This is a genomic window from Nocardia sp. NPDC004278, assembly GCF_053602975.1.
Genome location: NZ_JBSGEQ010000021.1, coordinates 75,657 through 101,569 on the forward strand (window position 1 = coordinate 75,657; position 25,913 = coordinate 101,569).

Below are 25,913 nucleotides of genomic sequence, written 5' to 3' on the forward strand. Positions count from 1 at the left end.
CACGACGGAGCTCGGCCCATGACTGTCTCGCTCACCACTAGGCTCAAACCGTTGTGCCCCAATGAGATCGGGATACCCACCCACGTCGAACCAGTGAATCCTCCAAAACACGACATGCACGGCGAGTCACGCTGACCGGGATGTTCCGCGCGGCGGCTCGGTTGTGTGGGAGGGGTCAGCGAACTCCCGGATGACCCGGGCGAGTCTCGCTGGTTGGTCGAGTGGGATGAGAGTGTAACTATCTGCAATCTCGATCAACTGTGCCCGCGGGAGGAATTCGACGAGGCGCCTGCCATGTTCGGGTGGCATTACCCGGTCGTCGGCCGCCCAAACCACGAGGGCAGGGCGGTCGAAGCTCGGCAGATACTCGGCCGAGGCGAGCAAGAAGCTCGTATCTGCCGCCGCCGCTCGCAGCATTCGCACTGCGTCGCGACGGATCTCCGGCTGAGTCAAGGTCGGCTCCATCCAACCGGCGACCGTTGCGTCTCCGCGTTTGGTCAGCCACCCGAACGCGAGCGGGCTCTGCCGCAGTATCCGGAACCGCATTTGCTGCATGAACAGCCCGAACAACGCTGGCGAGAGCTTTCCAGTGAGCATGAGCAGCTTGCCGGTCAGCCCGGGAGGGAAGTTGTCGAACGCCTCGCATGAGACGAGTACGACGCGCCCCACGCGTTGTCGCGCAAGTGTGGTGCCATCGCCCATGAGTAGCTGGACAAGCGCGCCGCCGGTGTCATTGCCGACGAGGGTCACGTCATACAGGTCGATGCGGTCGAGGAATTCCGCGACCAGCTGGGCTATCGCGGGCAAAGACAGGTCGGCGTCGGCGTGCATCCCGTGCCGATGCGCGCCGAGCGGCAATGTCGGCGCCACGCATCGGTGGTCGACGGACAGTTCGGCAATTGGTCGATCCCACAGCGAAGCGTCCATCATCAATCCGTGCAGCAGCACAATCGTGGGGCCGTCACCGCCGGTGTCCTGGTAGTCGATAGTCCCCGCGGACAGCTCGATCTGCTTCATACCGTTCGCTCCCGCGAGGTATGGGGAACGCCGGAGTGATCCGCTGCCGGATGATCGAACAGGTGCCGGCGCAGGAAAGATAGCTGCGCTTCGACGGCCTGCTCGTGCTTATCCAAGAACGGGGCGTAGTGGGGACCGGATATTTCGACGACCTCCCCGCGTGGAGCGCGGCTCGCCGCCTTCACGGATGGCTTGACGAGCGACGTCTGATCGTGGTCACAGACCATGACAAGTAGCGGCGACTGCACCTGGGACGCGGCGCGGCCGGGCTGATAGAGAGTGAAGCGAAGCGCGGTGCGGGCAGCGATCATCTGCTGCCAGTCCGGGTACATGTGCGAACGCAGTGCGAGTCCGGTGTCGATTCCGTCCGGCGTCGTGAGCATCGCGACGGTCCCGGGCTCTCCGACGAGCGGCACCAATCGCGGTGGACGCCCCACGAGACTACCGAGGGCATCGAGAACGCCCAGGCCGGTGAAACGTAGCATCGCCAGTGGCTTCTGGTGGCGCATGGCGTTGCGGCTCAGGGCCGGACCGTCGGGGTTCGGTGTCTGTGCGATCGCCGCGCCGAGCTGCGGGTTGCGCGCCGCGACCCGAAAGATGTGACCGCCGGTGGCGGAGAACCCCCAGATTGCGAGTTTGGTCGGATCGACTCCCGGCAGAGTCCGGGCGAAGTCGATCGCGGCCTGCCAATCGTTGAGCTGGTTTCTGGCCGAAAACGCGAGGCGCGGCTGCCCATCGCTCTCACCGACGCGGCGGTAGTCGAAGGCCAGGACCGCAAACCCCGCATCGTTGAATCGCTTCGCGAACTGGTCGGTGGCCGGCTCCTTGGGTACCCCGAACCCGCCTGCCATGATCACGCAAGCGCCGTTGGTTCCCCGATAATGCCAAGCGGCACATGCAGTGTCGCCGCTGACGAATCGAACCTTCTCCCGTTCGACGGACTCGGATGTGTCTTGTTCGGTCATTTGGGGCGTCCTTATCTGATAGTTGGGTGCCGATCGGTATGGCTGTTGACTCGCGATGGGGTGGCCGATCGCGTCGGACTGCTCGAGGGCACGGGCCTGGCCTTACCCCAAGCTGGGAGGACGGATCGGCCAATGCCGCTCCGCCTCCCTTGACCCGCGGTATGGTCCTCGGACCGCGGGTCGGGCAGGATCCGCATGAGCGGGCATGGCAACCACCAGTTGGCCTCGCCGGGCAGTTCCATCACGGCAGGGACCTGCAGGAGCCCGACGTAACGTGTCTGCGCGGGCAAAAGCGCGAGCACGCTGGTCGCGCAATCACGCACTGCCGGGCTCGTGATCGGCTGAATGGAGCGAACCGCCAGGGGTGAGGCGGTCACCCAACTGGTGTGGAAAGTGCTGGTTGATCAGTTCGGTACCCGCGTCGGTGGTGGTGCCGGTCTCCCTATCTCGAGTGCCCGCGGGATGTGGGTGAAAGAATCGGGTCGTGGTTTTCGGCTTCCGAATGCCGGTTGCGTCTCATTGCTACGTTCCATCCCTGGTTTCGTCGGGGCTCAGCCGACGCACCGAGACCAGACATAGTCCGAGGTCGCGGACTTTGGTCAGAACACCGTGCAACGCGGGTTGATCAGCAATCAGGCCAAAGATGGCGGTCTGAGCAGCCTCGCTGTTGACCTGCAGTCCGCCGAACCAGTCGGCCCACCGGTCGTCGAGGACGCCATCGACGCGGATCTCGTAATGCGCCGGCCATCCCGAGCCCGTCACACCCGCTCACGGTCCTGGCGGAGAACCTGTGCCCGGCCGCATTGGCGCTGCCGTTCGAGGAGCCCGAGGGCGGCGGCCACGGCAAGGGGCAAGGCGTTACGCGCAGGGAACGCTTCCCCGGCGCCTGCGGGACGGGTCGTGTACTGGTCGAGCCTGAGCGCATCCATTGCCGATTCCTCCTGGTGATGGGCATTTCCGTCACCGATACGCTACGAACGCCCCCGGGCCGGCGCGTCACCCAAAGGTGGATATGCAGGTGGAATCTCCGAAGACGCGTCCGGCCCGAAAGTGGTGCCAGGGCAGGCGCGGCATTCTCTGGTTGCCGCCCATGCCGGGCGGTCCCGCAGCGGGAGCGCCTGGTTGGCTCGCCATTACAATCGGCCCAGCCAGCAACCGAGCTAACCATCGCTGGACGTGCTGAGCGGCAGGTTACCGATGGCTGAGCCGTCCGCGGCTTACTCGTTACGAGGTGTCATGTCCGAGCAGGATGCGCTGCTAGCCACCAAATTGCGTGTGCCCGGGCTACGCCTGGGCTTCGTGCCCCGCCCGCGGCTCGTCGGTGGGCTCGACGCAGATCTGGAACAGGGGCTGGTTCTGGTCTGCGCCCCGGCAGGGTTCGGCAAGACCGGCTTGCTGGCCGAATGGGCTCGAAGTGGCCGACGGCCGGTTGCCTGGCTGTCGCTTGATGCCGCAGACAATGACCCGGCGCGGTTCTGGCGGCACGTGGTTGCGGCACTCGATCGGGCGCGCCCGGGAATCGGCGAGCAGGTCGGCCCGCTGCTCGGCCCACCTGCCCCAACCTCGTTCGAAGGACTGGTGACGGCGCTGATCAATGAGCTGGACGCTTCGTCTGGTGAGGACGAGGTAGTGCTGGTCCTCGACGACTACCACCTGATTGATGCACAGGCGGTTCACGCCGCGCTGACGTTTCTGCTGGAGCACCTGCCGACAGGTCTGCGGCTGGTGCTGGCCAGCCGGTCCGACCCGCCGCTGCCGCTAGCACGGTTGCGGGCGCGGGGTCAGCTGGCCGAGCTGCGCGCCGACGAACTCCGCTTCGCACCGGACGAAGCGGCAGCGCTGCTGCGTGGAGCGACTGGCGGCGGCTTGCCCGACGCGGCAGTAACGATGCTTACCGCCCGCACCGAGGGATGGGCGGCCGGCCTGCAGTTGGCCGGCCTCTCGCTGCGAAGCCAGGCGAATCCCGCCCAGTTCACGGCAGCGTTCAGCGGCAGCCACCGCTATATCCTGGACTACCTGGCAGGGGAGGTACTCGAGCAACTGAGCGAGCAGGTGCGCGGGTTCCTGCTGGAGACCTCAGTGCTCGAGCGCCTCAGCGGGGAGCTCTGCGATGCCGTCACCGGCCGGGCGGATGGCCAGGAGATGCTGGAAGGGATCGAGCTGGCCGGCCTGTTCCTCGTGCCGCTGGATGAGGTACGCGGCTGGTGGCGCTATCACCATCTGTTTGCCGAGCTGCTCCGCGCCCAACTGCAGCACGAACAGCCCGGACATGCCTCGGCACTGCACCGAAACGCGGCAGCCTGGTGCGAAGCGCATGAGCTCGCCGACGAGGCCGTACATCACGCATTACGTGCGGACGACACAGTCTGGGCTGCACGGATGATCGAACGGTACTTTGACGCGATCTTCCGTCAGGGCGAGCAGGCAACGGTGCACCGTTGGCTTTCCGAACTGCCCGCCGAGCTCATCCGGTCACGGCCCCGCCTGTGCCTGGCTCAGGCGTGGATGGCGCTCGTGGGTAGCAACATGGACGCGGCTGGGCCGCGGCTCGACGCTGCTCAGCGGACGCCTGCGGATGCTGGTGAAGAGCCATTCGAGCCGTCGGTCGGCAGGTCCGCGAGCTGGCTGGCGAACGTCCCAGCAGCGATCGCACTCGCTCGTGCCTGGCTCGCCTATTTGCACGGCGATGCCGAGGGAACGGCCGCGCTCGCCGCACGGGCACTGGCCGAACTCGGCGAGGACGAGTGGATGCTGGAGTCCATAACCTGGTGGCAACTGGGCTTGGCCGAATGGCTGCGCGGCAGGCTCGTAGCAGCCGAGCAGGCTTTCACCTCGAGCATCGCCCAGTGGCAGGGGGCGGACGAGCGTTCTCTGGCTGTTCGAGGCTATTACCACCTCGGCCAGGTGCAGCGCGCCCAAGGCCGCCTGGACGCAGCACTCGGCGCGTACCAGCAGGCACTCGAGATCACCGCGCCACGCAGTGTGCCGACTCTATCGACTGCTGGCATGGGATACGTGGGCATGGCGGAGGTGGCCTACCAGCGAGGCGAGCTCGATGCCGCCCTCCGGGACGTAACAGAGGGCATCACACACTGCCGGCAGCTGACCTACACTCAGCCGCTGGCCGCGGGGCTGGCGACGCTGGCGTTGATTCGGCAGGCCAAGGGTGATCCGGCCGGGGCCATGGAAGCGATCGGCGAGGCCGAGCAGCTCACGTCGGGTACAGCCATGACCGACCTGTTCAACCCTGTTCCAGCGCAATGGGCGCGGTTGCACCTCGCACACGGCGACATCGTCGCGGCGGCCTATTGGACGAAGGAACGCGACCTGCGCGCGGAGGACGAGCCGGACTATTCCCGGGAGCCCGAGTATCTCGTGCTGGCCCGGTTGCTGCTCGCGCAAGACTTGCCCGGCCCGGCACTTGCACTCTTGGACAAATTGCTCGCGGCGGCGGCCCCCCAAGGCCGTGTGGGGAGCATCATCGAGATCCAGGCGCTACGGGCGCTGGCCCTAGCCGCTCGCGGTGCGGAGAACAACGCTGTCGACGCGCTGGCCGATGCGCTCACACTCGCCTGCCCGCAAGGCTATGTTCGGGTTTTCGCCGACGAGGGTGCCCCAATGGGCGTCCTACTCCGCCGACTGATCGCGGCCCAGCGGGCCGAACCCGCCGCCCCCGGCCTACCCCTCGGATACCTGGCCCGGGTGTTGCAAGCGCTCAGCCAGCACGGCGTCCAAGGTTCCGGGTCGAGTTCCGCGGCAATGGTGCCGGGCCTGGTCGAGCAACTGACCGCCCGTGAGCGCGACGTACTGGGCCTGCTGGTCGCAGGCAGATCGAACAGGCGGATCGCCGACGAATTGGTAGTCAGTGTCGACACCGTCAAGAAACACCTAACCCACATCTTCGGCAAGCTCGGCGCCGTCAACCGCACCGAGGCCGTCGCCCGGGCACGGCAACTAGGTTTGATTCGCTAGAGCAGCGCTTCACCCACACCGAGACAGCTCAATGGAGGTGCAGGCCTGCAACTTTCGCTTCCAACCCAACGTCTGGTTCGCATCCTGCAAGACGTCCTCGGCATCGCCGATGTCGCCCAATATCCGGAATGTGATATCGACCAGGTTGGCCTGATCGACTCGGCATGCCTGGGCGAACACATCGTCATGGCGGTGCAGTGTCACAGCCGCCGCTATCAAGCGCATGAATCAGGACCGGGCTCTCCCATTGCCCCGAGGTCGTCGAGGCGATCACCGCGATCGGTGCACACCGCGACGAGAGTGTGGGCGGCGCCGCCCTGGATTGAGACCGCCTCTCGAATCGCCTGTGGCACAAGATGCATCGGCTCCGACGTGGCGAGGTGCTAACCGCCCCATCGGCCGTCGACATCGCCATGTGAGATCTGCGCACAGATCGCTGGTCTACCGCTGCATGCTGAACAGCGACGTTTCAATGCCCAGTTCGGCGCCACCCGGGCATGGCAGGCGTTCCACGCTCATAACCGCCGCCGCAGGCTGGACGCGAGGTTAGTTGTCCGCCAACCAGTTTGATATGTGTTCTAGACTATACGGTCCTCGTATTTTATCGGGTAAGGTCGGTGGCATGAGTGCAGATAGTTACCGCCGTACGACCAACACCTTCAACAAGATCATCGTCGGGCTGCAGCGGGCAGGTGTCGCTTTCGGGCCTATGCAGCTGCTCACCGTCAAGGGCAGACGCAGCGGGCAGCTGCGCACCTTTCCGATCGCCGTGAACAAACTGGACGGCGGCCAGTACATATTCCAGGCGTTTCCCAGGGCCGCATGGGTGGCCAACGCGCGGGCCGCAGATACTGTCACGCTGAGACGAGGACGAAAGTCCTGGACGGCTCGCCTTGTCGAGATTCCGGTTGCACAACGCCAACCCCTGCTGCGCGAACTGGTTGCGACGAGCCCGAAGAGCGTCGGCAAGCGCTTCGTAACCACCGGGTTGGCCAACGCACCGACTCCGGACGGAGTGGCCGCCGCGGCAGATCGGATCGCAGTGTTCCGAGTCGAATACGCTTGATCGAGCACTAGCGGACACCTCTGCCACTTGCAGGAGTGCCATACACCCGGCCGCCGCGTGTCGTACCTAATGCGGAAGGCATATAAATAAGGGTGGAGAAGTAGCACAACACGGGTCCCGCCGTAGGCAAGCGCACGGCACGACACCGACGAGGGCTCACAGGCCTCGTGCGAGAAGTATTGTGCCACTTGGACATCCAACTCTCGCTAACCAACCGAAGATGCAGCGACCGCACCGAAAACGGCGACTGACGAGCCTCGACATCACTGACCGGTGCGGCCCGCTCACGCGCACTAACGCCTCAAAGGCGAGCGTGCTCTGCATCAACGAGAAGAGCCCAAGTCCGGGCCGTCGACCGCTCGCAACCGGTACTGCCGATGACGCCAGGCATGCTCGAACGCCGCACCCAAGACTACCTGCGCCACGGCATCACCAGCCTGTTCGCCGCGTTCGACATCGCCGACGAGAAAGGCCACCCAGGTCGCGGGGGCAGCACCGAGCGATCTGACAGATCCGATCACGAGTCGCCCGATCGGTCTTCATCGGCCTGCCCGCGCTCCATTCTGGATCCAAAGCATCGAACCCATGCTCGTTGAAGTCGTGGATCACTTGCCGCACATAGGATTCCGAACCTGCATCAACTTCGCGATCAACGGCACCGGCTGATGCTGCGCCGCGGCCATCACCACCACCGCCCGCCGCATCCGCACCGGCTGCCCACTGCGCCAGGCGATCTGCTGCAACTTACGCCGCTCTTCCGGGGTCACCGTTCTGACGAACACATCCGGCTTCCAAGCCACTGGCACCACCTCCACCGGCAACATCGCTGCCGGTGGAGCAAATCAGCAACCAGACACCCCGATTACCCCACCGACCTACCTGGAACGAGGTACTAGCGCGCCGCGCCAGTCCACACCACCACACCCCTGGACTGCACGTTGACACACGAACGGAGTCCTGGACTGCTCGCTGAGTCGACGTCAACACACCACGGCCGGCCACGCCATAACCCCTGCGCTCAGTCTTCAGCCAACTCCTCCGCTGCCTCGTGCCCCGCTGCGCCGGTCCGCTGCAGGAAGTCTGCGATCACTTCGAGTTCAGCCACCGAATAACGAGCACACAACTTATCCATGCGGTTGTTCATCCCGGAGAACAACTCGAACAATTCGGCATTCCGTTCACGCACAGCACGCAACGTGACCGCACGACGATCCGAGGACTCTGGATCACGCTCGCGCACGATCCACCCACCCTTCTGTAACCGATCCAAGATCCCCGTCATCGTCGCAGGATGCAACCCGGCACGACGTGCCAGCGCCGTGGGTGACAGCGGGCCATATCGGTTGATCAGATCCAGGCACGTCCAATCGACATCCTTGACCTCAACCCGACCACCGAACCTCCGATTGAGCAGCGACAACTGAATATTCAAGTCACGCAACGCTTCCCGCACGTCGGCCGTCAACCTCCGCTTGCTCCGCGTCGTTGCACGACCTGCTACTGAACTCATCTTTGCGCCACCTCGCCCACATTTATACGGCTTACATATCATACGCAGACCCCGCGCAGGCATAGAAATGGCGCGCCGATGTGGCCGAACCACGGGCGAATGCGCATCATCAGACCGGCATGACGTTCAAGACCGCAATTCGATGTGCCCCGCCGCCATGTCACCACCCAACGACTCGTTCGGCGGGCGGTTTCCGCCACGGCACATCCGCCACCGGTTCAGCGCATCGATCGGATGAATTCGTCGACGATGACGGCTAGCGCCGCCCCCTGATCTTCCTGCACAAAGTGACCGGCGTTGGCGATTGTCACGTGCGGTTGCCCGGCCGCGCCCGGAACGTGCTCACGAAATACCCGGGCACCACCGCCGACCCCGTAATCCTTGTCGCTGAACGCGCACAAGAACGGAATCTGCAGCGTCCCGAGCACGTCCCACGCCAGGCGGTTCGCCGCTGCTGCGTCATCGAACGGCGCGATGGGCACCAGTAGCGGAAATTGGCGAGCACCCGCCAGATACGACTCATCAGGAAACGGTGCGTTGTACGCCGCCAGCACCGCAGGATCGAGATCGGTCACGGTGCCCCGGTCGACGACCTGGCCGATGTCGAAGGGATTCGCACGCTGACTGAGCTGCAGCCACAGGGCAAAGGAGCCTCCGAGATCCTCGTCGCCGGTAGGGAACGACGTGTTCGTCGCAATCACGCGACGAAACCGGTCTCGATGCTCCGCCAGCAAGCGCAGCCCCAGCAGACCGCCCCAGTCCTGACAAACCATCGTGATGTTATGAAGGTCGAGGCGATCGAATACCGTTTGTGCCAGCCAGTCGACGTGGCTCTGATACGTGTACGCGAAACGGTCGGTGGGCTTGTCCGACTTGCCGAACCCGACGAGATCAGGCGCTACGCAGCGATGCCCGGCGCTGACCAACGGCGGTATCACGTGCCGGTACAGGAAGCTCCACGACGGCTCTCCGTGTAGCAGCAGGATGGTCTCCCCAGACTCTTGCGCCGGGTCGACAGGGCGTTCATCGAGATAGTGCACCCGCAGCCGCGTGCCGACGCCATCACCAGCGTCGATGTCGGTGTAGTGCGGCGCAAACGGATAGGCGGGCAAGCCTTCGAACCGCTCTTCCGGCGTGCGCAACACCGACATCGTCTGCGCAGCACCCACGCGAACTCTTACGTTGGCCATTGTCAGGCTCCTCACTCTCGCACGGCCAATACCCTATGATCTCTAATACTTTTATCATATTATATGGACTTCATATAGCATGAATGAGGCTTGCAGTCGTCGGACGTCGGTCCGCGCCCCGCCGGACGGCACGCGGGACCGGCGGACCATGTTCGAGAACGGACCTGGTCCAGTTGGAGGTTGTCCGACAGATGAGTGACATACCGCCTGGTGAAGCCGGTGGAAATGGACGAATCAGGCCGGGCGCCATGCGGGATTCGGCCGTCTTTCTTCCGACAGCGAGTGAGTTGTGTGCGCCCTATGGGGAACGCGGATACGCGTCCTGGCGAGTGTCCGCTGCCAGGAGGAAGGGACCGCTTCGGAGCTGTTTTTGCCATGAGCATGGGACCACCTGTTTGCCACTGATGGGACCACCTGACTAGCGCAGTTTTGCCAGTTGTGGGACCGCCCGGTTGTGGCTTCAGGGCTTCCGGTCGCTCGGCCGCTGTATTGGCCAAATGAGCTACCGGGAGGTTTCGGTGATCGAGATCAGGGAGATGCTGCGGCCGTGGCTGCAGGGTCGAGGGTTGCGGGAGGTGGCCCACCTGGCGGGCACCGACCGCAAGACCGTGCGCCGGTATGTCGAGCGGGCGCAGTCGTGCGGTGTGGACCGTGCCGGCGGCGCCGAGCAGCTGACCGACCAGCTGCTGGCGACGGTGATCGCCGGGGTTCGGCGCAAACGCCCGAACGGCAAGAGCGAGGCGTGGGAAACCATTGCCGGGCAGTCCGAGCAGATCAAGGAATGGCTTGATCAGGGCTTGACCTTGACCAAGATCCATATCCTGCTCGGCCGCCGCGGGGTGGTGGTGTCGTATCGGACGTTGAACCGTTACGCGACAACGGAATTGGGGTTCGGCAAGCGGCGCACGACAGTGCGGGTGGCCGACTGCGAGCCCGGTGCGGAGGTGCAGGTCGACTTCGGCCGACTCCGGCTGCTGACCGATATCGAAGGCCGGCGGCGGATGGTGAAGGGTCTGATCTTCACCGCAGTGTATTCGCGGCACATGTTCGTCTATCCGACCTACCGGGAAACCCTCAACGACGTCATCGCCGGATTCGAGGCCGCGTGGGTGTTCTTCGACGGCGTGTTCGCCGTCGCGATCCCGGACAACATGAAGGCCATCGTGGACCGGGCGAACGCGACCGATCCCCGGTTGAACGACTCGTTCCGCGAATACGCCGAATCCCGCGGCTTCGTCGTGGATCCGGCACGCATCCGCAGTCCTCAGGACAAGCCGCGCGTCGAACGCTGCGTTCCCTATGCACGGTCGAATTTCTTTGCCGGAGAACAATTCCGGGACCTCGACGACTGCCGCAAACGCGCGCAACGCTGGTGTCGCGAGACCGCGGGCATGCGCATCCACGGCACCACGCGACTACGCCCGGCCGAGGTATTCGCTGCCGATGAGCATCCGAAGTTGAAACCGTTGCCCGACACCATATTCGACATCCCGACCTGGGCGAATCCGAAGGTCGCTCCGGACCGACATGTTCAGATTTCCCAGGCGCTCTACAGCATTCCCGGTGATCTCGTCGGGCAACGGCTGACCGCCCGAGTCGACTCGCAGACCGTCAAGCTCTACTTCCGCGGCGAGCTGATCAAAGTCCACCCCCGGGTCGGGGCCGGCCGTCGGCAGACCGATCCGGCGGACCTGCCCAGCGAGCTCACCGCTTATGCGATGCGGGATCTGAATACATTGCAGCGCAAAGCCTTCGATCACGGCCCCCATGTCGGCGCCTACGCCGCAGCGGTGCTCGAGCATCCGCTGCCCTGGACGAAAATGCGGCAGGTCTATCGGCTCCTTGGGCTGGTGCGCCGCCATGGCGCCGAGGTCGACGACGCCTGCCGCCGCGCTCTCGATGCCGAGGTGGTCGATGTCGGGGTCATCGACCGCATGCTCTCCCGCAGCACCACCAGCGGCCAGCAGCTGATGCTGCTGCTGCCGGCGCCGTCCCGGTTCGTTCGTTCCACCACCGATTTCGCGGTCAGGAGGCCGTCATGAACACCCGCCGTCCCGCCGCATTCCCGGCGGCCAAACCGATCGAGATCACCCCGGAGCTGAAATCGCTGATGCGCCGCCTCAAGCTCGGTCAACTGCTGGACACCCTGCCCGAGCGCCTCGCGCTCGCCCGCTCGAATCGCCTGCCGCACCACGACTTCTTGGAGATGCTGTTCGCCGACGAGGTCGCCCGCCGCGACCGGCAATCCGAACAGCGCCGCGCCAAGACCGCCCACCTGGACCCGCAGATGCAGCTGCAAGCCTGGGACGACTCGACCGCGGTCACCTTCGACCGCGAACTCTGGGCCGAGTTGTGCTCGCTGCGGTTCCTCGCCGACGCCTACAACGTGTTGATTATGGGTCCGGTCGGGGTCGGAAAGACGTTCCTGGCCAACGCATTAGGACACGTCGCGGTCCGTCGGCATCACAGCGTTCACACCGAGCGGGCCGGCAAACTGTTCAAACGCCTGCGCGGCGCACGCTTGGACGGCAGCTACGAAGACGAGATGCGCAAACTGCACCGCGTCGATCTGTTGATCATCGATGACCTGGCCCTGCACCGACTGGAGGCGCCCGAGACCAACGACTTCTACGAGCTGATCGTCGAACGTCACCGCAAAGCCTCCGCGGTGATCACCAGCAACCGGGAACCCCCGGAGATCCTGACCATGATGGCCGACCCGCTGCTGGCACAGTCGGCCATGGACCGGCTCCAATCGGCCGCCTACGAACTCGTCGTCGAAGGAGAGTCATACCGGCAACGCCAGAAACCAGAGCATCCGAGAAACCCGCAGCCGATTGACCAGACCGGGGGCCGTCCGACACCATCGCGACGGACCGCGAAGGGGCAGATATGAACTACAACCCCGATGACATCACAACTGTCGACGTCTTCGACTACATCCGGCGCGAACAGTGCCGGTTCTTCCGCCGCGGCGCCTACGACCCGGTCGAGATCGCCACAATGCTGGTCGGGGAAGCGCTGGCCGCCGGCGCCGAGAACGTCCGCGTCCTCACCCAGCCCGACTGGCTCGTCGTGACCGCGGACCACGACTGGATCGACACCCTCGAACCGTCGATCTTCCACAACGTCGTCCGTGTCCCCGGCGAACCGAACAGCATGTTCGCCGAGGTCTTGCTCACCGTCTTCGCCCGACACGTCATCACCGCAACACCCGACCACACCACCCTGGTCAAAGGAGACGGCATCACACCGCCCGACATCCCCGGGACCTGGGCCCGCGCGATCGCCTTCGACCGACCAAGGAATTGACCAACACCCCACCCACCAGTCACCATCACCACACGGCCCCGCGACCGGGGCGCAACCCGGTCCCATACTCATGGCAAACCGGTGGTCCCTTCAGCCTGGCAGGCGACAGCAAGAAATCAGCGATCACTTCGAGTTCGATATTCAGGCTGTTCGCTCAGGCGGAGTTCGATCCGGAGTTCAACGACAAAGGCGAAATGCTGCTGCCCGTATTGGTACTCGAAGCGCAGCGAATCCAAGGATCCAGCCTTCGAAGCCGGAATAGACCTGCGCCCCACCTGATTCGCACCGACGGGCGGCGCGACCATCACCGATCCGACAACTGCGCCGGTCGGCATCGATACATCCGACCTACGGTGCAACTGCCTTCTTCGATGTTGTGCGGCGGCGATGATGGGCTGTTCGAGCGCAGCCCGCTCGGCGAAGGCAAGAGGGCGCCCCTCGATACCAGGCGTGCACCGCCTTTGGGGGCACGCGTACGGCCATGTGATCGGCTACGAGGCCGCGTTATGTGGCCAACATTGTTATGCGTCCGTTTCCCATCAGAGCTCGGTTTGTCAGGGTCGAACGCTCGACGACGTCTGGCAAATGAGGACCGCCGGTGTCAGTCGGTCTACCGCCACAGTCGTGGTTTGCCTCTGACCCAGGACGACCGCTCCGCTGCCCTGGGTCTCGGACAACCGCTCGAACAGCCCGGGCGGGCGTGGCGCACGCCGAGGAGCGCCTTGTCCTCCTCAGCAAATAGTTACCCTTGGCATTCTTCGGTCGCTTCGCACGTCGGTGCGCTGAATGCGGGCGAGACGCTGGATCTCCGCCTATACCGGCCCGGTCCCTGTCGTTGCTACGCCGCCCACCTATGCGGCGGTCCGCTTCAAGTGCCCGTCAAGGGGTCCAGGGCGGCGTCCCTGACTACTTACTCTTACGCGACGATAAGCAAGGGGTGTTCCAGCAGGTCCTTCAGCTGCGCCAGGAACTGGGCGGCCACGGCCCCGTCGATGGCGCGGTGATCGGCGGACATAGTGATGCGCAGGATCTTTCGGCTCACCACTTGCATGTCCTCCAGCCGCAGCTCGTCGGTCGCCGCGCCGACGGCGAGGATGGCGGACTCGGGCGGGTTGATCACGGCGGTGAAGTGCTCGATGCCGAACATGCCCAGGTTGGAGATGGTGAAGGTGGCACCGCTCATCTCATCGGCCTTCAGTTTGCGGTCACGCGCGCGTTCAGCCTTGTCGCGGGTCTCTGCGGCGATGGCGGAAACGGGCTTGCGATCGGCGTCGCGGATGACCGGAACCAGCAGGCCCGCTGGGGTCGCGACCGCAACGCCGATGTGCACGCCGTGGTGTTGATAGAGCTTGTCCCCGGCGAAGGAGACGTTGACCGTCGGGTTCGTTCGCAGTGCGACGGCGACGGCCTTGACCAGCAGATCGTTCACGCTGACCTTGGCCGAGCCGGTCTTGGCCAAGGTCGAGTTGATCTCGGCGCGGAAGGCGAACAGATCGGTCACGTCGATGGCGCTGGTCAGGTAGATGTGCGGCGCCTGCTGCTTGCTTTCGGTGAGCCGGGTGGCGGACACCCGCTGGATGCTGGTCAGCGGGATCTCGTCGTAGTCGCCCGAAGCCGGTGCGGCATACGAGACTTGGGCCGCCAGGGCCGCCGGGGCCGCTGCGGGGGCGGCGGTTTCGCCCGCGGTATGGGCGGATTCGACATCGTGGCGGGTCACGCGGCCGCCGGGGCCGGTGCCGGTCACGGTGGCGATGTCGACGCCGAGCTCGCGGGCGATCTTGCGGGCCAGCGGCGAGGACTTCTTGCGCTCGTCGGAACCCGCCGCCGTCGAGCCAACGGCGGGTGCGGACGTCGATGGCGCACTGCGGTTCCCAGCCGCCGCGGCACCGTTCGCCGCGGCGGGCTGGGCCGTCGGAGCCGCCGACTGAGCGGCCGGTGCGGGGGTGGCAGGCTGGGCGGCCGGAGTCGCGGCGCCGCTTCCGTCGCCGACGATGGCGATCGGCTCGCCGATCGGGACGCGGGTGCCTTCGGCGGCGATGATCTGCTCGAGCACGCCGTCGTCGTAGGCCTCGAGCTCCATGAGGGCTTTGTCGGTCTCGATCTCGGCGAGCACTTCGCCGCGGGTGACCTTGTCGCCGACCTGTTTGAGCCAGCTCGAGACGACGCCGTCCTCCATGGTGTCGGACAGGCGTGGCATGGTGATTTCGGGCATAGTTCTGTCCTCTGGTTTCCGGTGTCAGCGCCGCTTGCCCACGGCCGCAAGCGTTTCCACGGCGGCGGTGTACAGCGAATCGGCGGACGGCAGGGCCAGCCGTTCCAGCGGCTTGGCATAGGGCAGTGGCACCTCGGCCATGGCCACGCGGCGCACCGGCGCGTCGAGGTAGTCGAAGGCGCCGTCGGAGATGGAGGCCGCTACCTCCGCGCCGATGCCGTAGGTGAGCCAGTCGTCCTCACCGATGACGGCGCAGCCGGTCTTCTTGACCGAGGCCACAACGGTGTCGCGGTCCAGGGGCCGCAGGCTGCGCAGGTCCACGACCTCGGCGGAAATACCCTCGGCGGCCAGCTTTTCGGCAACCTGGGTGCAGACGGTCGCCATGCGGGAGTAGCCGATCAGGGTGATGTCGCTGCCTTCGCGGGTGACCGCGGCCTTGCCGATCTCGACGGCCGGAAGATCCTGCGGCACTTCGCCTTTGGTGTTGTAGAGCGACAGGTTCTCCAGGAACAGCACCGGATCGTCGTCGTCGATGGCGGCCTTGAGCAGCGCCCGCGCATCGGCCGGGGTGCTCGGGGCGACCACCTTTAATCCGGGCACGAACGCGTAGTACAGCTCGATGTTCTGCGAATGCGTCGCGCCCAGCTGCTGGCCGCCGCCGCCCGGGGTGCGGATGACCATGGGCACGCTGGTCTGCCCGCCGAACATGCCGTAGATCTTGGCGGCGTGATTGACGATCTGGTCCAGCGCCAGTAGCGAGAAGTTGATCGTCATGATCTCCACGACCGGACGCAGGCCCAGCATGGCCGCGCCGATAGCCGCGCCGACGAAACCCTCTTCGGCGATCGGGGTGTCGCGCACCCGCTTCTCGCCGAATTCGGCGAGCAGGCCGGCGGTGATCTTGTAGGAGCCTTCGAAGACGCCGATCTCTTCCCCGATGAGGAAGACGTCGTCGTCGCGCCGCATCTCCTCGCGGAGGGTTTCGCGCAGCGCTTCGCGATAGGTCATGACAGCCACGGTGATGTCCTTAGTGGGTGAACAGCGGATCGGCGGGCAGGCGGCGGGAGTCGGCGGCCACCGGGGTTGCGTAGTTGTAGTCGAACAGGCTCGACGGCTCGGGATGCGGGCTGGCGTCGGCGAATTCGACGGCGGCAACTACCTCGGCGGCGACCTCTTGCTCGATGTCGGCGGCCGAATCCTCGGTCAGCACACCGGCGTTCAGCAGGGCAGCCTGCCATAGCGCGATCGGGTCGTTTTCGCGGGCGACCGAAACTGCCTCGCTGGCACGGTATTTCGCCGGGTCTACCACGGAGTGGCCCTTGAGGCGGTAGCTCACCGCCTCCAGCAGTGCAGGCTTGCCTTCGCGGCGCGCGGTCTCGATGAGCTCGCTCGCGACATCGCGCACGGCGAGCACATCGGTGCCGTCCACGCGCTCACCACGCATGCGATACGAGGACGCGCGCTTCCACAGATCCGGTTCGGCGGAAGACTTCTCGACGGTGGTGCCCATGCCGGTCTGGTTGTTGATCACCAAAAACACGATCGGCAGGTTCCACAGCGCCGCGATATTCAGCGACTCGTGGAACGCACCGATATTCGTGGTGCCCTCCCCCATCTGGCACACCACCACGTCGTCACCACCGCGGTAGTCGATGGCCAGCGCCGCACCGACCGCCAACGGAACCTGGCCACCCACAATGGCGTAACCACCCAGCAGGCGAGTCGCGGTGTCGTACATGTGCATGGAACCGCCCCAGCCTTTGGAGGTGCCGGTGGAGCGGCCGTACAGCTCGGCCATAACACGTCCGGGCTCGATGCCCTTGGCGAGTGCGTAGCCGTGCTCTCGGTAGTTGGTGAACAGGTAGTCGGTGGGGCGCATGGCCGCGCCCATGCCGACCACCGTGGCCTCCTCACCCAGGTTGAGGTGGCAGTAGCCACCGATCTTGGCCTGCTGGTAAGCCTGCGCGGTGCGCTCCTCGAAGCGGCGCACGAACAGCATGTCGCGGTACAAGCCACGCAGGGTACCGGGATCCTCTGCGGCGATACGGGATTGGACCGGGCCGGTTACGGCGGCGGCGATCGACTCGGCCACGCCCGAGTCGATCGCGGCGGCCTCGGGCGGAGCGGTTTCCGCGGTGGCCGGGTGGCCGTCGGCGGGTCGGCTCGCCTTGCGGGACGGCTTGCGGGGTGCGGTGCTGGTGGTCACGAGGGGTCTCCTCAACGCTTCCTGGGTGGCGCGATGTGTACCGGCAGGCCGAGCCCGGTCAGGGCCGCCTCCATGCCGATCTCACCGAGGGTGGGGTGGGCGTGGATGGTGTCGGCGAGTTCCTCGAGGGTGGCCTCGAGCGAAATCGCCAGGGCGCCTTCGGCGATCAGGTCGCTGGCCGACGGGCCGATGATGTGCACGCCGAGCACTTCCTGATGCCGCGCACCGGCGACGATCTTCACGAAGCCCTCGGTCTCGCCAAAGGTCTTGGCGCGGCCGAGCGCTGCGAACGGGAACTTGGCACTGATCACCTCGTGGCCGGCAGCGCGGGCGGCGTCCTCGGTGAGGCCGACGCTGGCGATCTCCGGATGGGTGAAGGTCGCGGCCGGGATCACGGCGTAGTCGATGTGGGCGTCGTAGCCGGCGATGGCGTCGGCCGCGGTCAGGCCCTGGTGCGAGGCGACGTGCGCGAGCAGCGCCTTGCCGGTGACATCGCCAATGGCATAGACATGCTCGACACCGGTGCGCAGCTGCTCGTCGACCGGGATGAAACCCCGTGCGTCCGTGGCGATTCCAGCTAGATCCAGGCCGAGCTCGGCGGTATTGGGGCGGCGTCCCACACCGACCAGCACCACATCGGCATCGATCTCCCGAGCCTTCGGTCCGCCCACGCCGACGCGCAGCGCGCCCTCCGCCTGCACAATTCCGGTGACGGTCGAGCCGGTCAGCACGCTGATGCCGCGCTTGCCGAAAGAGCGCCCCAGCGCGACACCGATCTCCTTGTCCTCCAACGGAACCAGGCGATCCTGCATCTCAACGACAGTGACCTCACTGCCGAAAGTGGCGAACAGGCTCGCCCACTCCGCGCCCACCGCGCTGCCGCCGATGACGACCAGCCGCTTGGGCACCTCGGTCAGCCCGAACGCGCCGTCGGAGGTGATAACACCGGGCAGGTCCGCGCCCGGCACAGGCAGCAGCGCCGGCACCGAACCGGTCGCAATGATCACGTCGGTGGCGCTGACGTTGCGCACGGCGGTAGCCGTCGGCGCGGCAGCATAACGGGGCCCACCGGGGAAGACCGGCGACTGGCCCGCCTCGAACACCTCCACGGTGCTGGGGCCGGTGAACCGGGCATGGCCCTCGATGAGGGTCACGCCATTGGCCTTCAGCAGGCCGCCGACGCCGTCGGTGAGTTCCTTGACGATGCCATCCTTGCGCTGACGCACAGCGGCGAAGTCGAAGCGGACATTATCGGCGTGGATACCGAAATCCGCGGCGTCCTTGATGGTCTGAAAGATCTCGGCCGACCGCAGCATCGCCTTGGTGGGAATGCAGCCCCAGTTCAGGCAGACGCCGCCCGGGCGCTCCTTCTCCACCAATCCGACGCGCAGGCCGCGCTGGGCCGCACGGATGGCCGCGACGTACCCGCCGGGACCGCCGCCGACCACCAGAAGATCGAAATCCGGCACTCGTGGTGCTCCTCATCCTCGAATGAAGCCGACCCACCTTGGGTTGCGTCGTGGGTCGTTCATCCGAGTGTTCTGGTAATGAGAAGCCCAAACAATGACCTCGAAGTCCATTAATCCAGCATCCGAATTGGGCGCTGCGCCCAATTCGGTTGTTGGGACGAGTGGTTTCGTTCGGGTTAGTCGCGGGCCTGTCCGCCGAGGTTGAGAGCCGCCAGCGCAAGGGAAAGCTCCAGGTAGGGACGCTGTCCCTCCAGCGGGCGGCCGAGCAGTGTGGTGATGCGCTCCAGCCGGTTGATCACCGTGTTCCGATGGCAGTGCAGCCGCGGTGCAGCATTGGCCGCCGAGCGGTTCTCGGCCAGCCAAACCGCCAGAGTGCGCAGCAGCACATCCCGCTCTTTGACCGGCAGGTCGAGCACCGGCCCGAGGGTGGACCGCACCAACAGTTCGGCCAGGTCGGGCGACCGCAGCAGAAGCACCTCGGGATAGCGCTCGTCGAGCGAAACTAGCACTCCCACAGCATCATCCGGCACAGTATCGAGCGCGAGAAGCGCCAACGCGTGCGCGGTAACGATCTCAGCCAACCCAGCGACCGCTGCAGAGACCGCCGCCCGCCCACGCACCTGCGATCGCAGCAGCTGCAGGACAGATTCGACCGATCGATGCTCCAGCGCGAGCAATCCCACTGTCGAATCCGTCCGATCGTGCCACACCGAACGAATTCCCACGGATGCCAACGCCGTTTCCGATCCAATGCGCAGCGGGTGCGACCCACCACGCGCCACCACCACGACATAGTCTCCGTGCACCGGCAGGTTCAACTCCCGCGCCGCCCGAGCCGCGAACAGGGCATCGCGCGCCCGCCCCGCGAGCAAATCCTCGATCAACCCGTGCCGCCGCCGCTCATCCCGCCGCACCCGATCCAGCTCGGTATTGCGATACGAAGTGACAAGTGCCGACGACATCCCGTCGATCACCGCCCAGATAGCAGTCCCCATCTCCCGGAACTGCGCGGGCGCCACATCCCCAGCCTTGTCCAGCAGCGCCTCCCACACAATGCGCCCACCAAGCCGGAACGTGCGCTGCATAGCCTCCAACGGCACCCCCTGCTCCGCACGCAACTCACCGATCGACGCCGCCACATCATCGCGTTCAGGCCCAGCAGCCTGCCCACCGAGCAAGTCCAGAATCCGGGTAAGGAACCGCTGGCATCCATCCCGCAGATCCGCGCGTGTCACCGCCGAGTAATCGGTCCACTCCGGATTGTCGGTGAAGATAGCCGCCATCAGCCGCCGGGTCAGTTCAGGAATCTCGCCCCGCAGTGCCGTAGCCAGTTCCGGTGATCCCAACGCGGACCCGGCCTTCTTGGGTGCCGCCATATCAGCACACGTTACGCCGAGCACCCCGGCCGACCGCACGGTGATAGCGCCGCCGAGCAGTGCTGGAGCAGCGTTTATGGTGTGCGCCCACGCCATAGGCAGCGACCCGGATATTCGCGACGGGACCGCGGCAGAGAGTACTTGCCGGCGGCCGTTAGGACAGAAATCCTCCGTGCTGGGAGCCAGAAAGTCGCACAGATCCGCTGTCAGTCGGTATCCCCCACGCCACCCGACCGGTTAAATAGATGACCGGTCGTCTTCACGGCCGATACGCAAAGGAGATGAGCATGCAACCGCAGAAAGTGGCTGTGATCACCGGCGCCTCGCAGGGCATCGGTGCCGGACTGGTCGAGGGATACCGCAAGGCAGGCTTCGGTGTCGTCGCCACCTCCCGCACCATCACCGCATCCGACGACCCCGAGGTGGTGACCGTGCAGGGCGACATCGCCGATCCCGGCACCGCAGAGCAGGTCGTTGCCGCCGCGCTGGATCGATTCGGCCGCATCGACACTCTGGTCAACAACGCGGGCGTCTTCCTCGCCAAGCCGTTCACCGAATACACCCAGGCCGACTACGACCTCGTCGCCGGCGTGAACGTCACCGGGTTCTTCCACATCACCCGCCGCGTGGTCGCGGCGATGCTCCCCCAGGGCACCGGTCACCTCATGCAGATCACCACCTCCCTCGTCGAGCACGCCGACTCGAATGTGACCTCGGTACTGGCGTCACTGACCAAGGGTGGACTGCAGTCGGCGACCAAGGCACTCGCCATCGAGTACGCCGGGCGCGGTCTGCGCGCCAACGCGGTCGCGCTGGGTGTCGTCCGGACGCCGATGCACGCCCCGGAGTATCACGACACGCTGGCCGCGATGCATCCCATAGGCCGCATGGGCGAGGTCTCCGATGTCGTGGACGCAGTCCTCTACCTCGAGAACGCACCGTATGTGACCGGCGCGGTTCTCAACGTCGACGGTGGTCAGGGCGCGGGCCGCTGAACCGCCACCCCGACCGGTGTGCTTTCCGCCCGAACGCACACGACACCGACACTGACCCGAGACGGGCGGTGCTGCACGTCGCTGCGCGTCCGGTTCCCTGGACCCGTCACCGGATCACGCTTCGCACAGAACTTTTGAGAGGGAAAGTCATGATCGATACCGAACGCGCGGTCGCAACCGTGCTCGACGGCTGGAAGGCCGCGATCGACAACCACGAACCAGAGAAGGTCGCCGCCTTCTTCACCCACGACGCCCTGTTCCAAGGCTTGCGCCCCACCTACTCCATCGGCCGCCAAGCCGTGGCCGACTACTATGCCTCGCAGCCGCTCGGCCTCTCCGCCGACTACCGCATTCTCGAAACCAGGCAGCTCTCCGACGACGTGATCGTCGGATACCAGACCGTGGACTTCGGCTTCACCGATCGCCCCACGCTTCCGGTTCATCTCACCGTCATTCTCCGAAATATCGCGGGTACCTGGCTGATCAGCCACTACCACGTCTCCAAAATCGACTAGACGAGAACAAGGCGAACAACGACAGACAGGACCAACGATGGGCTCACCACTCACCGGACTCGGAGTAATGAACCCCGTGCTCGCCGCGCCGATGGCCGGCGGGCCGTCGACACCCGAGTTCATCATCGAAGCGGGCCGAGCCGGGAGCCTCGGATTCGTCGCCGCCGGGTACAAGGACATCGACGCGCTGTCGGAGCATGTCGGAGCGGTCCGGGCATCCGGCGTCGCCTTCGGAGTGAACCTCTTCGCACCGAACCCGGTTCCGATCACTCAGGATGCCTACCGCACCTACTCGCGCCTGCTCCAGCCAGAGGCAGATGTCGACGGAATCGACCTCAGCGAGATCGGACTGCGCGAGGACGACGATCACTGGGACGAGAAGATCGCGCTCCTCCTCGCCGACCCGGTCCCGGTGGTCAGCTTCACCTTCGGCATCCCCTCTGCCGCCGTCATCGCCGCATTCAAGAAAACAGGCACAGTCACCGTCCAGACCGTGACCTCTACCACCGAGGCGCACCAGGCGGCGGACGCCGGGGTCGACATGCTCGCCGTGCAGGCCTCCGCGGCCGGTGGGCACTCCGGCACGCTGACGCCGGGGACAATTCCCCCGGTGATCCCCCTCGACGATCTCATCCGTCAGATCACCACCACCGTGTCGATCCCCGTCATCGGCGCAGGCGGCATCGGAACAGCGGATGCCGTCGCAGCGGCCATCCGCGCCGGAGCGGCAGCCGTCTCGGTTGGCACCGTTCTGCTCCGCGCCGACGAGAGCGGCGCCTCCACCGCCCACAAGACCGCCATCGCCGACCCGGCCTTCGACACAACCATCGTGACGCGTGCGTTCACCGGTCGCCCAGCACGCGCACTCCGCAATGCCTTCACCGACAGGTATACCGAGATCGCACCCACCGGCTATCCGGCAGTGCACTATCTCACCAGCCCGATCCGCAAAGCCGCCACCTCGGCGGGCGACGCCCAGCGAATCCACCTCTGGGCGGGCACCGGATACCGAGAGGCGACCCCGGAACCCGTCGCCCGCATCCTCACCCGCCTCGCCTCCACATTGTGACGGCGGTGAACCAGGACTCCCCCGCAGCGCCGAAGGCGGATTCGACCTCACCCCGCAGACCGCCCTGTCGACACGAATGGGGTTCGACGAGCTCAGACGGGTAGTCGAGCGCTTATGCCGACGTCACGGCCAATGCGGATCGGCCGCCACATTGACCAGACAGCCCGGTTGGGTCTGGCACGAAAACTGATGCGGGGCAACTCGCCTCAGCACTGAGATCGGGGAGAACGCAAGCGAATGGCCGCGGAAGTGTCGCGGCGATCGAGGTTATTCGTCGGCTCGCCGAACCATTTCGACTCGAGCCAGTCGACGAGCTGCGCACCACCGCGAGGGGCGATGCTTCCGAAGCCGCGCGATTGACGACAAGGCATGCGCCACTGCAGGATCGGTGCCGATCCGGACAGACCGGTGATGACGAACCCCCGGGCTCGAGAGATCAAGGCCGCGGCATATCGGCAGCGGGCGTGTGGCGCTGATCGTCAGCGATCACACCAGCGTCGGCGTACTCGCCGCCGTGGGGTCGGCGCCCAACAGTGCCAGGCAGTTGGCCCACAGGGGAGTCAGATGGCTCGTGTTGTTGTAGAGCTTCGCGAACATCACCTGGCCCTCTAGTTGCGCCACGACCGATCGCGCAGCACTGTGGGTGTCGGAGACGGCGACCTGTCCGAGCGCGAGAGCTTCGGCGACAACCGCTTGCACCATCTCGACTTCGGCATCGAAGATCTGCTGCAGGCGCTCGCGCAGCGCCTCGGTGTGGTTGCTCATTTCGAGGGTGAGGTTGCCGAACAAACAGCCCGAAACGGTTCCACAGCTGTTCTGCCCCGATCGTTGGGTAGCCTCGGTCTCCTCGAACAACTGCCGCAACCGCAACAGCGGCGGCGCGTCGCTTTCGAGTATGCGGATCCAGTCACTGCGCTGCGCAGCCCAGTGCTCGTCGATCACGACCAGCGCCAGCGCTTCCTTGGACTCGAAGAAATAGTAGAAGCTGCCTTTGGGCACTCCGGCGGTCTTGCAGATCTCCGCCACACCCAGAGCCGAATAGCCGCGTTGTTCTAGCAACGAGGCCGCGGCCTCGAGAATCTTCTCCCGGGCGTCACTGGTTCTTCCCACCCCACCATTGTAGACCGGTCATCTACTGAATGGTTGCACGAATTGCGTGGGTCGGACCTGGGGGCGACTCCATTATGTGGGGCCGTGCAATCCCCTACTGGCGGAACGGATCCGCGGCTGGCAACCACGTATCGGCCGCATGGATCGCCGCGGGCCGGTCGCCGGTGAGCAGATCGACCACGGCGAGAACACTGGGGCGGGACTCGCTGAGCCGCCACACCAGCGACCAGGTCCAGCACGGCTCGGGCGCGATCACCGGCCGGCGAATCAGGTCCTGCGGCACCGGCGTGGTTTGTCCCTTGGGCGAGTTGATGACCGGGCGGCGACTGCGGCGCACATGCTCGAAGAACGCCGGCCCGGTGATCCCGCTGTCGGAAATCGACACGATGCGAGCCCCACTTGCCCGCGCGAACTCCTCGGCGAACGCGTTCCACGACGACCACATCGCCGCGTCGTCATCGACCAGGATATCGGTGTCACAAGCTTGGATCGCGCCCGTCGCCCGCCCGGCCGACACCGCATGGAGCCGGTCCGCGCCGATAAGAGCGGCATTCAGTTCCAGGCGCTCCAAGTCATGGGTCTGCAGCCAGCACACCGCCAGATCCAAGCCGCGTTCGGCCACACGCTGAGCCTGGGTGTGCGACGGAGCGACCCACGTATCCAGCAAAACCTGGGCCACCGTCGACGTACGCCCCAGCAGATCCGGCGGCAACCAGTTGACGTAGCCCAGCCGCACCGGCTCGAGCGCCACCACTCCGGCCGCGCGGCGGCGCAGGTTCTCCGCTCGCTCCACCAGGTCGCGGACGTAGGGAAGCAGCGCCGCGCCCGCAGTGGTCAACGCGACCGCACGGCGGTCTCGATCGAACAACCGCACACCGAGATCGCGCTCGAGGCTCTTGATCTGCTGCGACAGCGAAGGGCCCGCGATCAGCAGTTTCTTGGCTGCCCGGCCGTAGTTCAGCTCTTCGGCGACCGCGAGGAAATAACGCAACTGACGCAGCTCCACAACACCCCATTGTACAGCAGTAGGAGCTTTTACCTCTCAGACGCTAGGCATTAAGTCCCTGCAGAGCCGGTCGGAACTTCGCTTTTTGTCGACCGGTCGTCTACTGTCATACACGACTGGTCATCTAGGACGAGTCAGAGGCACTCAGCTACCACTCAATGAAACGGAGACGCCACTGTGGCTACCCCAGTGAAAGTCGCGATCGTGTACTACTCGTCTACGGGCACCGTGGCCGAAATCGCCAAGGAACTCCATGACGCGGCGATCAAGACAGGGGCCGAGGTCCGGCTGCTCAAGGCAGCCGAGTTAGCTCCGCGCGAAGCAATCGAGTCGAACCCGAACTGGGCGGCTAATCACGCCGCCACCGCGACGATTCCGCACGCCACCCCCGCCGACATCGAATGGGCCGATGTCGTCCTGTTCGGCACCGCGACCCGCTTCGGCAATGTCTCGGCCCAGCTCAAGCAGTTCATGGACTCCCTCGGCGGACTGTGGTCCCAGGGCAAACTGGCCAACAAGGTCTACAGCGGCTTCACCTCCTCCGCCACCGACCACGGCGGTCAGGAGTCCACGCTGCTGGCCCTTTACAACAGCATCTACCACTTCGGTGGCATCCTGGTCGCTCCCGGCTTCACCGATCCGCTGAAGTTCACCGATGGCAACCCGTACGGCACCTCGCATGTGGACAGTCAGGGCAGCAATCCGGTCAACGAGACCACTCGTGCTGCCGCTCGGTACCAGGCCCAGCGCGCCGTCCAGATCGCCACCCAGCTCAAAGCGGCCTGATCGCAAGCCCGATTCCGGGGAGTCGGCGGGCATCGGTGCACACGTGCAGACCTGCTCGGCGGCACGCCTGCACACCATCGTGTGGTGATGCCCGCCCAGCGATCCACACAGACAGCAACCGGCCCGCGCAAAGACGG

General features: G+C 65.5%; 23 protein-coding genes. 10 read left to right on the forward strand and 13 right to left on the reverse strand.

The genetic code is table 11. The features are described 5' to 3' along the window. Nucleotides 1-126: 126 nt before the first annotated feature. From ACWEO2_RS28245 to ACWEO2_RS28255, 3 genes are all read right to left on the reverse strand, one after another. Nucleotides 127-1,017, reverse strand: coding sequence for an alpha/beta fold hydrolase (locus ACWEO2_RS28245; RefSeq protein ID WP_452408092.1), 891 nt, complete (start codon nucleotides 1,015-1,017; stop codon nucleotides 127-129). Next, nucleotides 1,014-2,051 (reverse strand): alpha/beta hydrolase, encoded by a 1,038-nt coding sequence (locus tag ACWEO2_RS28250; protein WP_452408161.1) that lies wholly within the window; start codon nucleotides 2,049-2,051, stop codon nucleotides 1,014-1,016. The genes ACWEO2_RS28245 and ACWEO2_RS28250 overlap by 4 nt, the downstream gene beginning before the upstream one ends. A gap of 453 nt (nucleotides 2,052-2,504) precedes the next feature. After that, complete coding sequence (locus tag ACWEO2_RS28255) at nucleotides 2,505-2,744, reverse strand: hypothetical protein (protein WP_452408093.1); 240 nt, start codon at nucleotides 2,742-2,744, stop codon at nucleotides 2,505-2,507. Nucleotides 2,745-3,218: 474 nt separating this feature from the next. Here ACWEO2_RS28255 and ACWEO2_RS28260 point away from each other — a divergent pair, with 474 nt between their 5' ends. The 3 genes from ACWEO2_RS28260 to ACWEO2_RS28270 all read left to right on the forward strand — a co-directional run bounded on the left by ACWEO2_RS28260 (nucleotide 3,219) and on the right by ACWEO2_RS28270 (nucleotide 7,616). Continuing rightward, nucleotides 3,219-5,954 carry a LuxR C-terminal-related transcriptional regulator gene (locus ACWEO2_RS28260; protein ID WP_452408094.1) on the forward strand — a complete coding sequence of 912 codons (2,736 nt, stop codon included), beginning with the start codon at nucleotides 3,219-3,221 and terminating at the stop codon, nucleotides 5,952-5,954. A 622-nt stretch (nucleotides 5,955-6,576) separates the two neighbouring features. Beyond that, the gene (locus ACWEO2_RS28265) at nucleotides 6,577-7,020 is read left to right on the forward strand and encodes a nitroreductase/quinone reductase family protein (protein WP_452408095.1); all 444 of its coding nucleotides are present in this window, start codon (nucleotides 6,577-6,579) and stop codon (nucleotides 7,018-7,020) included. Nucleotides 7,021-7,409: 389 nt separating this feature from the next. Then, nucleotides 7,410-7,616 carry a hypothetical protein gene (locus ACWEO2_RS28270; protein ID WP_452408096.1) on the forward strand — a complete coding sequence of 69 codons (207 nt, stop codon included), beginning with the start codon at nucleotides 7,410-7,412 and terminating at the stop codon, nucleotides 7,614-7,616. A 9-nt stretch (nucleotides 7,617-7,625) separates the two neighbouring features. Here ACWEO2_RS28270 and ACWEO2_RS28275 read toward each other — a convergent pair whose 3' ends face one another. From ACWEO2_RS28275 to ACWEO2_RS28285, 3 genes are all read right to left on the reverse strand, one after another. After that, the gene (locus ACWEO2_RS28275) at nucleotides 7,626-7,844 is read right to left on the reverse strand and encodes a hypothetical protein (RefSeq protein WP_452408097.1); all 219 of its coding nucleotides are present in this window, start codon (nucleotides 7,842-7,844) and stop codon (nucleotides 7,626-7,628) included. A 194-nt stretch (nucleotides 7,845-8,038) separates the two neighbouring features. After that, nucleotides 8,039-8,485 carry a MarR family transcriptional regulator gene (locus ACWEO2_RS28280; RefSeq protein ID WP_452408098.1) on the reverse strand — a complete coding sequence of 149 codons (447 nt, stop codon included), beginning with the start codon at nucleotides 8,483-8,485 and terminating at the stop codon, nucleotides 8,039-8,041. A gap of 263 nt (nucleotides 8,486-8,748) precedes the next feature. Further along, on the reverse strand, nucleotides 8,749-9,681 hold the full coding sequence (locus ACWEO2_RS28285; protein ID WP_452408162.1) for a haloalkane dehalogenase: 933 nt from the start codon (nucleotides 9,679-9,681) through the stop codon (nucleotides 8,749-8,751). Between the two features lie 536 nt (nucleotides 9,682-10,217). Between ACWEO2_RS28285 and istA the strand changes: the two genes are divergently transcribed. The 3 genes from istA to ACWEO2_RS28300 are packed head-to-tail and all read left to right on the forward strand — an operon-like array spanning nucleotide 10,218 to nucleotide 13,032. Continuing rightward, nucleotides 10,218-11,762, forward strand: a complete 1,545-nt coding sequence (istA, locus tag ACWEO2_RS28290; RefSeq protein WP_452408099.1) for an IS21 family transposase — start codon at nucleotides 10,218-10,220, stop codon at nucleotides 11,760-11,762. Next, on the forward strand, nucleotides 11,759-12,616 hold the full coding sequence (locus ACWEO2_RS28295; protein ID WP_452408100.1) for an ATP-binding protein: 858 nt from the start codon (nucleotides 11,759-11,761) through the stop codon (nucleotides 12,614-12,616). The genes istA and ACWEO2_RS28295 overlap by 4 nt, the downstream gene beginning before the upstream one ends. After that, nucleotides 12,613-13,032, forward strand: coding sequence for a hypothetical protein (locus ACWEO2_RS28300; RefSeq protein ID WP_452408101.1), 420 nt, complete (start codon nucleotides 12,613-12,615; stop codon nucleotides 13,030-13,032). Before ACWEO2_RS28295 ends, ACWEO2_RS28300 begins: the two co-directional genes overlap by 4 nt. A 916-nt stretch (nucleotides 13,033-13,948) precedes the next feature. On the opposite strand, the gene ACWEO2_RS28305 is transcribed toward ACWEO2_RS28300, so the two are convergent. The 5 genes from ACWEO2_RS28305 to ACWEO2_RS28325 all read right to left on the reverse strand — a co-directional run bounded on the left by ACWEO2_RS28305 (nucleotide 13,949) and on the right by ACWEO2_RS28325 (nucleotide 20,295). Beyond that, nucleotides 13,949-15,244: a dihydrolipoamide acetyltransferase family protein gene (locus tag ACWEO2_RS28305; protein WP_452408102.1), complete on the reverse strand. Its 1,296-nt coding sequence runs from the start codon at nucleotides 15,242-15,244 to the stop codon at nucleotides 13,949-13,951. A 24-nt stretch (nucleotides 15,245-15,268) separates the two neighbouring features. Next, nucleotides 15,269-16,252, reverse strand: a complete 984-nt coding sequence (locus tag ACWEO2_RS28310) for an alpha-ketoacid dehydrogenase subunit beta (RefSeq protein WP_354953944.1) — start codon at nucleotides 16,250-16,252, stop codon at nucleotides 15,269-15,271. A gap of 19 nt (nucleotides 16,253-16,271) precedes the next feature. Beyond that, nucleotides 16,272-17,450: a pyruvate dehydrogenase (acetyl-transferring) E1 component subunit alpha gene (gene pdhA / locus ACWEO2_RS28315; protein ID WP_452408103.1), complete on the reverse strand. Its 1,179-nt coding sequence runs from the start codon at nucleotides 17,448-17,450 to the stop codon at nucleotides 16,272-16,274. 11 nt (nucleotides 17,451-17,461) lie between these two features. Beyond that, complete coding sequence (lpdA, locus tag ACWEO2_RS28320) at nucleotides 17,462-18,919, reverse strand: dihydrolipoyl dehydrogenase (RefSeq protein WP_452408104.1); 1,458 nt, start codon at nucleotides 18,917-18,919, stop codon at nucleotides 17,462-17,464. A 176-nt stretch (nucleotides 18,920-19,095) separates the two neighbouring features. Next, nucleotides 19,096-20,295, reverse strand: coding sequence for a PucR family transcriptional regulator (locus tag ACWEO2_RS28325; RefSeq protein WP_355182236.1), 1,200 nt, complete (start codon nucleotides 20,293-20,295; stop codon nucleotides 19,096-19,098). Between the two features lie 287 nt (nucleotides 20,296-20,582). Between ACWEO2_RS28325 and ACWEO2_RS28330 the strand changes: the two genes are divergently transcribed. The 3 genes from ACWEO2_RS28330 (at nucleotide 20,583) to ACWEO2_RS28340 (ending at nucleotide 22,874) form a co-directional block, all read left to right on the forward strand. Next, complete coding sequence (locus ACWEO2_RS28330) at nucleotides 20,583-21,290, forward strand: SDR family NAD(P)-dependent oxidoreductase (RefSeq protein ID WP_452408105.1); 708 nt, start codon at nucleotides 20,583-20,585, stop codon at nucleotides 21,288-21,290. Nucleotides 21,291-21,439: 149 nt separating this feature from the next. Then, nucleotides 21,440-21,805: a YybH family protein gene (locus ACWEO2_RS28335; protein WP_452408106.1), complete on the forward strand. Its 366-nt coding sequence runs from the start codon at nucleotides 21,440-21,442 to the stop codon at nucleotides 21,803-21,805. Nucleotides 21,806-21,842: 37 nt separating this feature from the next. Further along, entirely contained in the window at nucleotides 21,843-22,874 is a 1,032-nt protein-coding gene (locus ACWEO2_RS28340; RefSeq protein WP_452408107.1) for a nitronate monooxygenase, read from the forward strand. Between the two features lie 486 nt (nucleotides 22,875-23,360). Here ACWEO2_RS28340 and ACWEO2_RS28345 read toward each other — a convergent pair whose 3' ends face one another. Beyond that, nucleotides 23,361-23,984, reverse strand: a complete 624-nt coding sequence (locus ACWEO2_RS28345; RefSeq protein ID WP_452408108.1) for a TetR/AcrR family transcriptional regulator — start codon at nucleotides 23,982-23,984, stop codon at nucleotides 23,361-23,363. Between the two features lie 94 nt (nucleotides 23,985-24,078). Continuing rightward, nucleotides 24,079-24,990, reverse strand: a complete 912-nt coding sequence (locus ACWEO2_RS28350) for a LysR family transcriptional regulator (RefSeq protein ID WP_452408109.1) — start codon at nucleotides 24,988-24,990, stop codon at nucleotides 24,079-24,081. A 177-nt stretch (nucleotides 24,991-25,167) separates the two neighbouring features. On the opposite strand from ACWEO2_RS28350, the gene wrbA reads away from it, so the two are divergent. Beyond that, entirely contained in the window at nucleotides 25,168-25,776 is a 609-nt protein-coding gene (wrbA, locus tag ACWEO2_RS28355; protein ID WP_452408110.1) for an NAD(P)H:quinone oxidoreductase, read from the forward strand. The last annotated feature ends 137 nt before the right edge of the window (nucleotides 25,777-25,913 follow it).